The sequence below is a fragment of the Deltaproteobacteria bacterium genome, assembly GCA_016709225.1.
Lineage (GTDB): Bacteria > Myxococcota_A > Polyangia > Nannocystales > Nannocystaceae > Xiheibacterium > Xiheibacterium phototrophicum.
In genome coordinates, this window is record JADJEE010000002.1 from 1,739,187 (window position 1) to 1,753,907 (window position 14,721).

Annotated in this window: 9 protein-coding genes; 7 read left to right on the forward strand and 2 right to left on the reverse strand. The window is 71.3% G+C overall.

Going from position 1 to position 14,721, the window contains the following annotated elements; all coding sequences use genetic code 11:
* The first annotated feature begins 24 nt into the window (after positions 1 to 24).
* The 4 genes from IPH07_21410 to IPH07_21425 all read left to right on the forward strand — a co-directional run bounded on the left by IPH07_21410 (position 25) and on the right by IPH07_21425 (position 5,623).
* The gene (locus tag IPH07_21410; protein MBK6919970.1) at positions 25 to 1,650 is read left to right on the forward strand and encodes a right-handed parallel beta-helix repeat-containing protein; all 1,626 of its coding nucleotides are present in this window, start codon (positions 25 to 27) and stop codon (positions 1,648 to 1,650) included.
* Positions 1,651 to 1,734: 84 nt separating this feature from the next.
* Positions 1,735 to 2,661 carry a hypothetical protein gene (locus IPH07_21415; GenBank protein ID MBK6919971.1) on the forward strand — a complete coding sequence of 309 codons (927 nt, stop codon included), beginning with the start codon at positions 1,735 to 1,737 and terminating at the stop codon, positions 2,659 to 2,661.
* A gap of 200 nt (positions 2,662 to 2,861) precedes the next feature.
* Positions 2,862 to 4,277 carry a sigma-70 family RNA polymerase sigma factor gene (locus IPH07_21420; protein ID MBK6919972.1) on the forward strand — a complete coding sequence of 472 codons (1,416 nt, stop codon included), beginning with the start codon at positions 2,862 to 2,864 and terminating at the stop codon, positions 4,275 to 4,277.
* The gene (locus IPH07_21425; GenBank protein MBK6919973.1) at positions 4,274 to 5,623 is read left to right on the forward strand and encodes a right-handed parallel beta-helix repeat-containing protein; all 1,350 of its coding nucleotides are present in this window, start codon (positions 4,274 to 4,276) and stop codon (positions 5,621 to 5,623) included. The genes IPH07_21420 and IPH07_21425 overlap by 4 nt, the downstream gene beginning before the upstream one ends.
* Here IPH07_21425 and IPH07_21430 read toward each other — a convergent pair.
* Complete coding sequence (locus tag IPH07_21430; GenBank protein ID MBK6919974.1) at positions 5,607 to 7,541, reverse strand: hypothetical protein; 1,935 nt, start codon at positions 7,539 to 7,541, stop codon at positions 5,607 to 5,609. The genes IPH07_21425 and IPH07_21430 overlap by 17 nt on opposite strands.
* A gap of 23 nt (positions 7,542 to 7,564) precedes the next feature.
* On the opposite strand from IPH07_21430, the gene IPH07_21435 reads away from it, so the two are divergent.
* A complete protein-coding gene (locus IPH07_21435; GenBank protein ID MBK6919975.1) occupies positions 7,565 to 9,247 on the forward strand; it encodes a hypothetical protein in 1,683 nt (560 codons plus the stop codon).
* A 51-nt stretch (positions 9,248 to 9,298) separates the two neighbouring features.
* Positions 9,299 to 10,210 carry an FHA domain-containing protein gene (locus IPH07_21440; GenBank protein ID MBK6919976.1) on the forward strand — a complete coding sequence of 304 codons (912 nt, stop codon included), beginning with the start codon at positions 9,299 to 9,301 and terminating at the stop codon, positions 10,208 to 10,210.
* 10 nt (positions 10,211 to 10,220) lie between these two features.
* On the opposite strand, the gene IPH07_21445 is transcribed toward IPH07_21440, so the two are convergent.
* Complete coding sequence (locus IPH07_21445) at positions 10,221 to 12,830, reverse strand: serine/threonine protein kinase (GenBank protein ID MBK6919977.1); 2,610 nt, start codon at positions 12,828 to 12,830, stop codon at positions 10,221 to 10,223.
* A 100-nt stretch (positions 12,831 to 12,930) separates the two neighbouring features.
* On the opposite strand from IPH07_21445, the gene IPH07_21450 reads away from it, so the two are divergent.
* On the forward strand, positions 12,931 to 14,700 hold the full coding sequence (locus tag IPH07_21450) for a DUF885 domain-containing protein (GenBank protein ID MBK6919978.1): 1,770 nt from the start codon (positions 12,931 to 12,933) through the stop codon (positions 14,698 to 14,700).
* Positions 14,701 to 14,721 lie beyond the last annotated feature (21 nt).

A 14,721-nucleotide genomic window follows, 5' to 3' on the forward strand; every position in this document is an offset into this window, starting at 1 on the left:
GGGCATGTGGCCACCCATGTCGCGATGACCGACATCGCGCGCCACCGCGGACTCATGATCGCTTGCCTCGCTGCCTGCGGCGGTGCGCCGGCCGCCGACGACTCCCAGGGCGTCGGCTCGAACGCGACCACGCAGACCGGCAGCGCCGACGGCACGGACGCCGACGCCAGCTCGGGCGCGAGTGAGGCGGCGACGGCTGCGGCCAGTGGTGGCAGCACCGAGGGGGGCGACGACGACACGGCCTCGAGCACGGGCTCCGACGACACCGGCGATGACACCGGCCCGCCGCCGCCGCCGGAGTGCGGCGACGGCTCGTGCGGAGCGCTCGAGACCTGTTCGAGCTGCGCCGACGACTGCGGTGCGTGTCCCGAGAACTGCGACGACCCCGACGTGCTGTGCGTCGACGATGCGCCGGGCAGCGAGTTCTCGACGATCCAGGACGCCGTCGATGCCGCCGTCGGCGGCGACACCGTGCTGGTGTTCGCGGGAGCGTACGCCGGGTTCCAGGTCGACCACTCGGGCGAGCCCGGCGCGCGCATCGAGATCCGCGCGGCCGAGCCCGGCGTGCAACTCGTCGACCCCGCCGACGGCCCGACGGTCGCGAGCAGCTGCGACGAAGCCCCAGCGGGCATCTGCATCGTGGGCTCGGACGAACTCGCTGGCGTGCACGATGTCGTGATCGAGGGCTTCGAGATCGCCGACATGCCGCGCTCGTGCGTGGTCGCGCGTTCGGCCAACCCCGGCGTTGCGGGCGAGAGCAGCCCCCACCTGCGGCTGGTGATCCGCACGATGAAGTGCACGCAGGCCGGGCACGAAGGCTTCTACCTCTCACAGGTGGGCTCGTCGCTGATCGAGGGCAACGACATCGTCGATGCCGGCGCCAACGGTGACGATCGTGGCCACGGAATCTACATGGCAAACGCCGGCTGCGACGACTCGGTACTACGCGGCAACACGATCCACTGGGATGGTGCCCTCGGCCCACCGGAAGGCGCTGGCATCCACCTCAACGGCGACCTCACCGTCGAGGGCAATGGCGGCGGTGACGGTGTGATCACGGGCATCACCATCGAGGGCAATCGCATCTGGGGTGCCGACCACAACGGCATCAACATGGACGGCGTCCGTGCGTCGCGAATCGCCGGCAACCTCATCTACGGGAACGCGCGCCACGCGATTACCGGCTATGCGATCGATGCGGCGGCCGGGCCCGCCGACCTGCACATCGTCGGCAACACGCTGGTGGTACCGTCGTTCGGTACCGGCGCGCCGATCCGTCTCCACGAAGACGACGGCGGGCACGTGTTCTTCGACAACATCGCGCTGGTCGAGGGTGGCGGCCCCAGCATCTCGGTCGAGAGCACGGCAATCGTCAGCGACTACAACGTGCTGGGGGCGGCGTTCGCGATCGCCGACGAGGACGTCGACCTCGCGCAGTGGCAGGCCGAGGGCCTCGACACGAACTCGCTCGTCGTCAGCGATCTGGCCGAGCTGTTCGTCGGCGCGAGCGACCATCACCTGGTGGATGGCGCGGTCGCGATCGATGCAGGCATCGCCGATCTCGCCGAGGTCGCGGCGCCTGTGTTCGACCTCGACGGGGTCGTGCGGCCCGTCGGCGGCGCGCACGACATCGGTGCCTACGAACGCTGACACCTATCAAGGTGCGGCAACGCAGCGAGGCGCGGTCAGGGCGGTGTTATGGCCCGTCACAATCGCTGTGTCGAGGTACTAGCCATGCCAGCGCACGTGGTTGCGGGCTCACCCCGCAACCGTGCAGACTGCGGCTTCGTGCTCGTGGCACTCGCACTCGCGCTGTCGGCCCCGGAGCCGGCACTGTCACTGCAGTGGCGCGCGCCTGCGGGGTGCCCCACCGCCGACGGAATCCGTGCGCGACTGGCCGACGCCGAAGCCACCGCCACACGCAGCGTCGAGGTGGTCGCCGAGATCTCGCAAGACGGCGGGCAGTGGCACCTGGCACTCGACCGCCGCAGCACCGCCGGCCACGAACGCGACCAGATGTCGGCGGCGCGCTGCGAGGTGCTCGCCGACGTGGTCGTCCTGCTCGCGACGATCGCCCTCGACCCCGACGCGACACCCCGAGCGAACACGCCACCGACACGCGTGCGGGTCGGGCTCGGTGCGCTCGCGACCCTCGACGTGGGCACCCTACCGCGGCCGCGCCCTGGCGCACTCGCTGCACTGCGCGTGTTCGGACGCTGGTGGAGCGTGGCGCTGCGCGGCAGCTACCTCGCTGCGGTGCAGGTTCGAGACCGCGATGACGCCGCGCTGAGTGCCGAGCTGTCGGTGTGGGCCGTGGGCCTGCGCGGCTGCGCGACGCCGGCGGCGAAGTCGGTGAGCTTTCCGCTGTGCGTCGGTCCCCAGTTCGGCGGCGTGCGAGGGCGCGCCGAGGCGGGCGCGGCCACCGAGGCCTGGGTCGCGCTGGACCTCGGTGCTGGTTTGGTGTGGAGCATCGCGCCACGTCGGCTCGGTGACATGTTGGCGCTGCTCGTCGACGTCGATGCGGTCATCGGTCTGCGGCGCCCTGGGTTTCACTTCGAGGGCCGCGCGTCGTTGGCCCGCACCGGTGCGATTGCGGTGCGGCCGTCGTTGGGTCTCGAGGTCCGCTTCGGGCGCCGTGGTCGAGGTGGCGCGCGGACGTGAGGTCCATCGGGGCATCGCCCGGACGAGTGGCCGGACGGGGCGCGCGTCGTGGTTGCGCGCTGGACTCGCGGTATCGCGCACGATGCGCCCAGCGGCATCCATGCTGGGAACACGGTCAATTCGCGCGTGTGAGGCTGATAGGCTGCGGTGTCACACAACAACGGCCCGAGCCGGCCACTGACCCGGCGCGCCCATTCGCCATGACTCTCAGCTTCACGCCGTCGCCCCATGCGGTGAGCCGCCACCGCGCGCTCGAGCCGACCCGGCGTGCACGGGTCGAGCACCTGCACCGCGAACACTACGCGTACGTGTGGCGAACCCTTCGGCACCTCGGGGTCGCTCCCGGGTGGATCGACGATGCCTGCCAGGAGGTGTTCGTCGTCGTGCACCGTCGCGTCGATGAGTTCGAGGGGCGCTCCGATGTCACGACGTGGCTGTTTGCGATCGCCCGTCGCGTCGCAGCCGACCATCGCCGCTCGCAGTGGCGCACCGCCCGTCGGCACGCCGCGCTCGCAGCCCAGCGCTGCGTCGAAGACGACGGGCCGATGCGCTTCGACGATCCCGTTGCGCGCACCGAAGCCGCCGATCGCGTGCAGCGGTTTCTCGACGGGCTCGACGACGACAAGCGCGCAGTGTTCGTGCTGTGGGCGTTCGAAGATCTGAACGGGCCCGAGATCGCGAGCCGCCTCGACATGAACCTCAACACGGTCTACTCGCGCCTACGGCTGGCGCGCGCCGAGTTCGAGCTCGCGTGCCGCGAGGCTGGTGGCGCACCCGAGCTGGCGATCGCAGCCGCGAGCGCGCGCGAACCGGGGCCGCAGCAGCGCATGGCGGCATGGATGCTGCTGGCGCCACAGCTCGGCGCGGTGACCAGGGCACCACTTTCGACCGCGCTGCTCTCGGCCAAGCTGTGGCTGGGTGCAGCGGCGGCAGCGGTCGCTGTGACCGGCGGCGCATGGATGATGCACACGCCCGCTGCGGCGCTCGCTCGGACGCGCACGAGCCCCGATGCCGAGCGACCCGCCATCGAGCCCCACTCGCCGACGCACGCGGCATCGACGGTGGGCGAGCTCGAACGGCGCCCGAGCAGCGCCGCGCAGGCAGCCGACGCGGCACCGGGCGTGCCCGCCATGCGCCAGCCGGCAGCAGAGCCCGTAGCCGGTGGTGTCGCCGCAGGTGCACCCACCGCGAAGCCGCCAGTGCCTGCATCGACACGGCCACGCCGGTCCGGCGTGGCGGCTGCTGCGACGCCGCCGCTCGCATCGGCAGCTCCGCCGGGCAGCGAGGCGCAAGCGCCCGAGCGCATCGCTGCGCCCGTGGTCCGGCCCGTCGAACCACCGATGGGTGATGCACTCGCGCAAGAAACCGAGCTCATCGCCGAGCTGCGCGCTGCGACACGAAGGGGCGATCACACCGCCGCGATCGCGCTCGCCGAGACCCACGCCGAGCGCTTCGGGCACGGACGCCTCGTCGCGCAGCGTCAGGCCTACGAGGCCATGGCCCGCTGTGGCCTGGGCCAGCTTCGGCGCGGTCGCTCACTGGCCCAGCGCTATCTCGATGCACACCCACACGCCGTGCTCGCCACGAGCGTGCGCAACGCGTGCTTTGGCGGATGAAGCCTGCGTTCGCGTGGCTGGTGGCGCTGCTCGGCTGCACGCCACCCTCGCGCGCACTGCCGGTGGTGGCGTCGGTGGGCGGCTCCGCCGAGGGCGGTAGCTCCGGCGGTTGCGACGACGCGAGCGCCCTTTGGGTCGACAACGTCGCCGGAGACAACGCCGCCGCCGGCACCGAGGCCGCGCCGGTCGCAGACCTCGATGCCGCACTCGCCCGCGGGGATGGTTGCGCGCAGATCCGACTCGTCGCCACCGGCACTGGCTACGCCGGCGCATGCATCCTGCGTGACGATGTCACGATCCTCGGCGTCGGTGGCCGTCCGCGGATCGATGCACCCGTGGTCTGCGACGAGCGCCTCGTGGGATTGTTCGTCCGCGCAAGCCACGTCCGCCTCGAACATCTCGAGATCGATATCTCGGCCAATGTGGGCGTCGAGGCACGCGCAGTGGTGTTCTCGGGCACGCCGATGTCCACCATCGCGGATGCTCACGCGATCGACGTGCTCGCACTTGGGCCAGGTGCGACGGCGAGCGGCCGCGCGCTGATGAGTAGCTCGCTGTGCAGCGGCTGCAGCTTCGAGCGCTGCACCGTACGAGATGCCGAGGGCGCCGGCATCGACTTCCAGAACCACCAGGACGACATCACCATCGCCGGCAACACCATCCAACGCGCCGGCGCCGGCTGCATCGGCGTCAACGGCGAGCCTGCCGCGGCGCAGGTCGGCGACGACGTGCTCGATGGCATCAGCCGTGGCGTTCACATCGTGGACAACCGACTCGAGGCCTGCGGCGGCGATCCGGCGATCCACCTCGCGAGCGTGCGCGAGGCGGAGGTCATCGGCAACGTGGTCGCGGGCGCCCCGTCGGGCGCACTCCTGCTCGACGACGACGGTGTCGGCGAGGCCGAGTTCGCCTCCTACGACGCACTCGTCGCCCACAACACCTTCGATTGCCGCGACTGCGAGAGTCCTGCCATCCGGGTGCGCAGCGGTACCGGCAACCACATCGTCGACAACATCGTGCTCGGCGCCATCGTGGCGGCAGATGTCGACGGCGCCGAGGTTGCGTTCGATCACAACGCATACGAGCCCGAGGCGAGCTTCGTGCACGACGGCGAGGGCGCGAGCTGGGCGCAGTGGCGCGATCTCGGCTTCGACGTCGCGACATTGGTGACGCCAACCGCCGGGTTCTTCGTCGATGCCGACGGCGGTGACTACCATCTCGTCGCGACTGCGCTGGCGATCGACGCCGGCGTCGACGTCGGCGTCACACACGACCTCGATGGCACCGCAAGGCCGCAGGGCGCCGCGGTCGATCTCGGCGCCTACGAGTTCATCGACGATGGATAGCCCACGGCCCGCTTCGATGGGTGGCGCGCCGGCCAGCTCCGCGGCGACGACGATGCAGCCCGAAGCCGCACAGCAGTGACCACGACGCGAGGTGTCCGGATGTTCGAGCCGCTCCCGCGACGCAGCCACAGGCGGGATTCGCCTCGCCGTCCGCAGCGGCATCACCGGTCGCGTCCGACGTGTCGGCGCTGGCCGCCGTGGCGTCGCTCGGCCCCGCGGTCGTGACCTCGCTGCCGGCGTCGGCATGGCCTTCCGCACCGCCGTCGCTGCCGCCGTCGCTCGCACCGTCGCTGCCGCCACCGGGATCGCGCGTGGCTTGATAGACATGGGTTGCGAGCACGCTGTGCGCACACGGTGGCTGTGTGGTGCCCTCGCGGGTGGGCTCGGGCGTATAGGCCCACCCGACGCGCCCGCGACCGAGCGACACCCACTCGTCCTGCTCACCCCAGCCCACGCCCGGCGCCAGCGTCTGCGCCTCGGTGAGCGCGTTGCCGTCGATGTCGATCTCCTGCAGGTGGTAGGTCGCGGGGGTCCGCAGCAGGCCCCAGTCGTCGAGGGCATCGACGCTCGACATCGTGCCGTAGCCCAGCAGGAACACGCCGTCCCCCAGCGGCGCCAGCTGGGGAAACGACAACCACCGATCGTCGGGTGCCGCGACCCACTTCGGCTCGCCGACCAGCGCCCCATCGGCATCGAGCCGCGCGATGGCGATGCTCGAGTGTGGGCCCTCGGCCGTGAAGTCCTGGTCGGCACCGAAGGCGCCGTCGCTCGGGCCGACCAGCACGCCCAGGAAGCCACCGTCATCGAGCGGCAGCAGCGTGCCGGCGCCGCCACCGTTTTGGATCCCCGTCGCAGGGAGCGTGAGAATGCCGGTCGACTCGCGGCCCTCGAGGTGTGCCCAGACGCCGCCGTAGGCCCCCATCTCGCCGAAGGGCGGCAGATCGGTGCCGCACCCGACCGCGTACTTGCCGGTGGTGCCGTTGAAGGCCGCGTGGTTGAAGATCGTGTGCCCCGCGGCGCACGCCCACAACCATCCACGTTGCATGTCGAGCGTCCAGTCGCTGCGATCGACCACGAGCATGGAGTCGCCTTGGTGCCACGCACCACCGCCGAATACGGTGGCCTTCAGGGACGCCGCGTAGGTGTCCTGCGCCTCGGCGTAGAGCAACGCCTGGCGACCGTAGTTCCAGCCGCCGATCGCCTTGTCGACGACGTACCTCGCGGGCTCGGCCGCGAGGTCGCCGTCCGGCCACTCGTACAACCACTCCTCACCGTTGACCTGCCCCTCGGCTTCGGAGCCGGGCTGCGTGAGCCACCAGCGTGCACCACCCTCACCCTCGTCGGGCAGCGAAGCCACCAGATCTTTGGTCAGTGGATCGACCTCGGACGACCGGGACGCACGCAAGCACAGGACACTCACCATCGAGCAGTCGCTTCGCACGGCAACGCCGTGCAGCTCGCTGCACTCGGGGAACTCGCGCGTGATCCCGGTCGGCAGTAGCTCGCCAGAGGTCGTGTCGAGCTCGGCTTCGAGCAGCAGCCCTGCCGTCTGCGCGGTATCGCTGGTGGCCGTGGTGAGAGATGCCCACAGGCGCGGCGTGCCGGCTTCGGGGGTGCACGCGGCGAAGTACATCTCGCGCGGCCGCGTGCCCTCACCGGGGTCGTACGTCAGCAAGTGAACCGACCACGGCGCCTCGCAAGCGTTGGTCACGGCCGCGGGCAGCGGTAACGAGGTCGAGGTCACGATGCCCGCCGCGCGCAACGGGCTCGCCTCCGCTGCGCCCGCGTCCCCAGGCGCGTCGGCGGGATCGCAGCCGACGACCGTCAGGCCGGTCGCAGCGAGCGGAAGCAGCCGGGCGGCGAGGCAGAGCGGGTACAGCCCCCACGGCACGATCATCGGAGTCGACTCGATCGGCATCGTCCCAAGATAGCGAGGCTGCCGTGCCGCCGTCGCTTACCGCCGATGACATCGCCGCGACGGCGTCGTCCGACTCGACGGGTTCACCGGGTTCGAGCACCGTCCCAAAAAGGCTGCTCGGGGCCCTTGCCACGGCATTCGCTCGCGCCCCGCCGAAGTTTGTTGTCGCGTGTTATCGCCGCCAGCCTCGAACCGCGCTGCCGCGCCGCGGCCGCTCGATACAATCGTTCGGCATGAAGGCCCCCGCGATGCTCGTCCTCACTGTCGTCGTCGGCTGCTTCGCCGAACCGCTTTTGGTCACGTCGCCGGGGACGAGCGGCGATTCGTCGTCGGGTACCGGGGCGCCGTCGAACGACGACGGAACCTCGGCATCGGCAGCGAGCGATGCCGATGGTCCAGGGTCGAGCCACGCGGAGACATCCACGGGCAACGCGATCGATGGCGGCGGTGCGACGTGCGGCGACGGCATCCTCGACGATGGCGAGGCGTGCGACGACGCCAATGGCGTCGCCGATGACGGGTGCGACCCTGACTGCCAGGCCTCGGAGCTCGTCGCGATCGATGGCGGTCGCGCGCACTTCTGCGGACTCACGCGCAGCGGGGCCGTGCTGTGCTGGGGCGACAACGAGGCGGGCCAGCTCGGGCTCGGTCACACCGACGCGGTGGGCGACGACACCGACGATCGGCTGGATCGCGCGGTCGAGCTCGGTGCACGTGCGATCGCCGTGCAGGCCGGCGGGGCGCGCAGCTGCGCCGCACTCGAGGACGGCTCGGTCCGTTGTTGGGGCGTCGTGGGCCGCGATCGACTCGGCGACGAGCCCGCGGACTTCCCACTGCCCGCCGTCGCGCTGGGTGGTGGTGAGGTCCGCGAACTCGCGGCCGGCCTCGCCAACGACTGCGCGCTGCTCGATGGCGGCGTCGTGCGCTGCTGGGGTCAGGGATACGCCGGCGTGCTGGGCCAGGGGAACACCGATGCCGTGCTTCCCACCGATGATGCACCTGCGCCCATCGTCCCACTCGGCAACGCCGTACCCGAGCACATCGCGTGCGGCGTCACCACCTGCTGCGCCGCGAGCCACGACGACGTGCTGTGTTGGGGAACGGGGGCACTCGGCGTCGGCGTAGACGCGATGACGGCGATCGGCGACCAGCTCGGCGAGATGCCGCCGATGCCGGTGCAGGACACCCTCATCACGCAGACCGACGCGATCGCGGTGGGCATGAGCGCGTGCCGGCTCGCACCCGACGGCGAGGTGCGTTGCTGGGGTGCCAACCAGGCCGGTCAGCTCGGCACCGGTGCAACCGCCGAGGTGCGCGGTGGTTTCGACGACGCGCCGGTATCCTTGCCGGTCGCCTCGGACACGCTCGAGGTGGTCATGGGCATCGCGCACCTGTGCGCGCGCTCGACCATCGGCGAGGTCCGCTGCCTCGGCACCGGCTACCAGGGTGCCAACGGCGCGGGCACGGGTTCGGGCGTCGGCGACGAGCCGGGTGAGACTCCGCCCGCGCCGCTGCCCCTGCCTGCACCGGCGCTGCTGCTCGGCGCCGCGAACTATGCCACGTGCGCCTGGCTCGACACCCACGAGCTGTGGTGCTGGGGTGAGAACAGCAGCGGGCAGCTGGGACAGGGCGATCAGATCGCCTTGGGCGACGACGAACCGATTGATGTGGGTCACCCCGTGCCGCTGTTCGGCCGGGTGCCGTGACGCTGCGCCGGTCTCCGCTCCCCGTGGCATGCTCGACGCCCGACCCACGCGATGGCTCGCCTGACTCCGATCGCCGACGGCGCGCCGTGGATGCCACCGGCCGAGGCCCTCATCGGTCGCTCGCCGCTGTGTACGCTCCGGCTGAGCGCCACCGACGTTTCGAAGGAGCACGCCACGCTGCGCTGGGTCGGTGACGCCTGGGAGCTCCGCGACCTCGGCAGTCGCAACGGCACCTACGTGGCCGGCAAGCGGCTGAACCCCAGCGAACGCGCGAGCCTGCTCGCGGGCACCGTGCTTCGCTTCGGCGCCACCACGGGCTACACGGTCGACGACGACGGGCCGCCGCCCGCGATGGCCCGCCGCGAGGACACCGGCACGTGGGTCGCAGCAGCCCACCGCATGCTGGTGCTCCCCAACGACGAGCACCCCGAGGCGACCGTGCACCAAGACGCGGCCGGTCGGTGGATCCTCGAGCTCGACGGTGTGGCCAGCGAAGTCCACCACGCGGACCTGTTGATCGCTTCGGGTGTGACATGGCGGCTGTCACTGCCGTCGCTCGGCGACCGCACCGCCGAGGTCTCGGGACGACTGCTCCGTGGTGCACGCCTGCGCTTTCGCGTCAGCAGCGACGAAGAACACGTGTCGCTGCTGATCCACACGACGGCCGAAGCGATCGATCTCAAGAGCCGTGCCCACCACCATGTCGCGCTGGCGTTGGCACGCGCGCGCCTACGCGACGTCGTGGCCGGCGTGCCGCCCGCGGAACAGGGCTGGGTCTATCACGATGAACTCGCGCGCATGATGGCCACCGAGCGCACGCACGTGAACGTGGCGATCCACCGCCTGCGTCGTCAGCTCGAGGACGCCGGCTTCGTCGACGCGCCGTCCTGCATCGAGCGACGCCTGAGCTCGGGGCAGCTGCGGCTGGGCATCGCCGAGCTCGAGGTGTTGCCGGCGTCGTGATTCGCGATCGTCAGCGTTCGGGCAGCCCCGGCGCGAGCGCCGAGGCGATCTCGGGCGCGAGGAAGTCCCAGTCGCTCGAGCGCGACAACAGCGACGCGGCCGCGCCCAAGCCGACGCCTTCGGTCGCATCGCCGGTTGCGGCGTCGCGCCGAGCCAAGCCGAGCAACACGTCGACGAACGCCGCCTCGTCGTCGCCATCTTCGATCCGGACCAGACGAGCAGCCTCTGCGAGCCGCGCGATGGCCTCGAGCGGTTGTCCCCGCGTCGCCGCCAGGTGGCCCAGCAGTGCGTGCGCGCCCCATGCGGTGGGTAGCGGCGCACCGCGTGCGTCGCGGAGCACCGCGTCGGCTTGCGCCCCGGCAGCAGCGGCCGCGTCGAGCTCGCCCGCCCGCGCCAGCACCCATCCCGCACGCCATGCGACGCTGCCGCTGGCCGGATTGGCGGGACCAAAGTTCTGCAGGGCCAACTCGGCGCACCCACGTGCGAGCGCAGTCCCGAGCTCGAGGTCGCCGAGCACCATGTGCGTCCACGCCAAGTTCGCACGCGTGGTCACGCTCGAGGGGTGCTCGGGTCCCAGGTGCCGATCGAAGATGTCGAGACTTCGCTCGAGCAACGTCGCGGCGTCCTCGATGTCGTCCATCGCGTTGGAGATCGCGGCCTCGTTCCCCAGGTGGGTGGCGAGCACCAGCCCATCGACGCCGAACAGCGCCTCCATGCCCACGCGCGCGGCGGCGAAGTGCTGGCGTGCCTCGTCGTAGCGGCGCATCTTTCCGTAGGTGACGGCGAGATTGGAGTGCAGCGTGAAGCGCTGGGCGTCGTCGGGCGGCAGCACCCGCTCGGCCTCCGACACGGCCGCACGAAACGCCGCGAGCGATGCTTCGGCATCGCCACCCTGCATCAGCGAGATCGCTTCGACCTCGTCGAGGCGCAGCGCAGCACCCGGGCCGAGCTCGCTGCTGGGTAGATGCGCGCGCGCGACCTTGATCCACGCCATCCCGAGGTCGGCACGGTTCTCCTTGAACGCGAACTGACGCGCGAGCGCCAGCGCGGTCAACACGACCGCATCATGCGTACCGGCCTCGACACCGAGCGCATACGCGGACTCGAGTGCCGGCACGGCCGCGGCGCCATCCGTCTCCCATGCGATCGACGCGCGGAGCGTGCGGAAGTCGGCGAGCTGCGGTCGATGGGCGAGGTCCTCGATCTCGGCCTCGACCGCGTCGAGCTCGGCATTGGCCGCGTCGGGGCGCCCGAGCGACCACGATCGCCGAGCGCGATCGAGGCGGCGCTGCGCGGCGGCGACTGCGGCGCGATGCTCGGCCGGCGGGCCCGGGGGCCGCGTGGCCGAGATCGACACGCACCGTCGGGGATCGGGCAGCTCCCCGAGCGCGCGCGCGAGCACGTCCGAGGCCGGCGGGTCGGCTCCGAGCGCGGCATCGATGGTCTCGGCCAGGCCCATCGCGTGATCGGACAGACACGAGGCCAGCTCGGGAAACCGACTGTCGTTGCCCCGGGCGTGCGACTCGCATGCGGTCGCCCATGCGGCGGTGAGTTGGGCGGCGTAGTGGTCGGCGCGGCGGATCAGCGGGCCCGACTGCGTCACGGCGCTGACCAGCTCGCGACGGCGAGGTTCGTCCCAGATGTCCACGAGCGCCGATGTCGGCGACACGCAACGTGGATCGGGTCGGGTCGCGGCCGCGTAGAGCCCGACCGCGCCCACCGCGAGTGTCCCCACGATCCACCGCGGCCGCTGCAGCAAGGGCGGGCGCTCGAGCGCCGCCACCAAGGGCTCGAGCGACGGCCACCGCCGCGTCGCGTCGGGCTCGAGACCGCGAAGCAGCGCGCGTCGCAAGCCGCGGCCGAGCACACGGGCGGGCGCTGGCTCGACCTGGCCGCGGCAGCGTCGCGCCTGCACCTGTGCCATCGAGCCGCGACCGAACGGCCGCTCGTCCGTGAGCAGCTCCCAGGCCACGACGCAGAAGCTGAATTGGTCCGACATCGACGATGTCGTGCCGTGGGCGAACTGCTCGGGGGCCATGAATGCAGGGGTGCCGACGACGTCGGCGGCGTCCGCCGTGTCACCCTCGCGCGCGTCGCCGGTGGCTCGTATCGCCGCCGCGAGCCCGAAGTCCAACACCACGACGCGGCCCGTGTCGGAGATCATGACATTGTCGGGCTTGAAGTCCCGATGCACCAAGCCGACCCGGTGGACCGCCGCGAGGCCTCGGCCGGCGTCGGCGAGTACGCGTCGACGATCGGCCTGCGACGGCGCGGTCTGTTGCCACGAGGTCAGGGTCTGACCGCGCACCAGCTCCATCGCGATGAAGGTCAGCCCAGCCTCGGTGACGCCGACATCGTGGACCGTCACGACGTTGGGGTGTGTGATCGCGGCCAGCGCCCGTGCTTCGGTCGCAACCGGCTCGCCCAGCTCGCGCGCGACCAGCTTGAGCGCCACGGTTCGGCCGAGCTCGGGGTCGACCGCGGCATAGACCACGCTGGTCGTGCCACGACCGATGCGTCGCGTGACCACGTAGCGACCCACGCGCTGACCCGCAGCACGATCGACCTCATCGAGATCGAGACCGCGAGGGGAGCGGATGACGGTGTCGTCGGCGAGCATCACCGCGCGTCCGACCAGTGTCGCACGACCACGGCGCGACGGGGCTCGAGCTTCGACGCACGCGACGCGAGGGCGGCGGTCGCGGTACCCTCGCCGGCTCGTGCATCGTCGGTACCGATTCCTCGCCTGTGCCCTCGCGACGTCGCTGCTCGCCTGCCAGCCGCCGGCGCCGGCCAATACGACCACCCCGACCGCCGCCGCGGCCTCGACCCCATCGGCGCCGACCACCGATCCCAGCCTCGCGTTCCGCGAGCAGGCCGATCGGTGGCTCGACGAGTCGCTCGCGCGTCATCCGGCGCGCGGCGTCGAGCTCGGGCTGCATGCCTACGACGGCAAGCTGCCCGATGCGAGCCCCGACGCACTCGCGGCGGAGGCCAAGGCGCTGCACGATGCGCGCGCACGCTTCGAGGCCATCGACCCCAGCACCCTCGACGCGATCGCCAGGGTCGAGCGCGGCACCCTGCTGCAGAGCATCCGCGGCGAGCTGTTCGAGCTCGAGCGACGTCGTCAGCCGTGGACCAACCCCATGGACTACCTCGGCGCGCTCGATCTGACGCCGTACATCAGCCGCGACTACGCGCCGATCGACGCTCGAGCCGCCGCCGTGATCGCGATCGCCGATGGCACCGCGGCCTACCTCGCGCAGGCCCAGGCCAACCTCGAGGCTGCGCTGCCGCGGACCTTCGTCGATACCGCACTGCTGCAGGTCCGCGGCACGATCGCATTCGTCGCGACCGACGTGCCCGCGGCCATGCAGGGACTCACGCCCGAGCGCGGCCAGGCCCTGACCACCGCCCTGGCCGGCATGACGACCGCACTGAAGGCCTACGAGCAGTTCCTCGTCGGTCGGCTCGCGGCCGCCACCGACGACTACGCGCTCGGCCCCGAGCGCTTCGCCGAGATGTTGCGGGAGACCCAGGGCTTCGACGTGAGCCTCGAGCGACTCGAGCAGCTGGGTCGTGCCGACCTCGAGCGCAACCTCGCGGCGCTGCGCGAGGCCGCCGCGCGCATCGAACCGAAGCGTAGCGTCGCGCAGGTCATCGCCCGCATCGATCGCAAGCGCCCCACGCCGTCGACCGTTCTCGCGGTCGCGACCGCACAGGCGGATGCGATGCGGCGCTTCGTGCAAGAGCACGCGATCGTGACGATCCCCAGCGACGACGTCGCCATCGTCAAGGACAGCCCGCCGTTCATGCGCTGGAACGCAGCGTTCCTCAGCGGCGCCGGTGTGTTCGAGACCGCCGCGCTGCCGAGCTTCTATTACATCAGTCCGCCCGACCCCAGCTGGCCCAAGGCCCAGCAACGTGCGTACGTTCCGACCGAGCCGGATCTGCAGTTCATCACGATCCACGAGGTCTGGCCCGGCCACTTCCTGCACGGCCTGCACATGAAGGCCAACCCCTCACGGGTGCTGCGCTCGCACTGGAACTACGCCATGGGCGAGGGCTGGGCCCACTACACCGAAGAGATGATGTGGCAGGCCGGTGTGTCCGACGATCCGGTCGTGCACGTCGGCCAGCTGCGACACGCGCTGCTTCGCGACGTGCGGTACCTGAGCGCGCTGGGCCTGCACACCGGCGGCATGACGGTCGCGCAGTCGATCGCGATGTTCCGCGCGCAGGCCTTCCAGGATCCCGCCAACGCGCGCCAGCAGGCCAATCGCGGCACGTTCGATCCGATGTACCTCTCGTACACCCTGGGCAAGCTCGCGATCCTGAAGCTGCGCGACGACGTCGAGGCCAAGTGGAAGGCGCAGGGCAAGCCGTTCACCCTGCAGGCGTTCCACGACGCGCTGCTTGGCTTCGGCGCGGCGCCGCTGCCGGTGATCCGACAGGCGCTGCTCGGCGACGACGCCGGCCCGGTGCTCTGACACCGCACCGACGCGCGCACG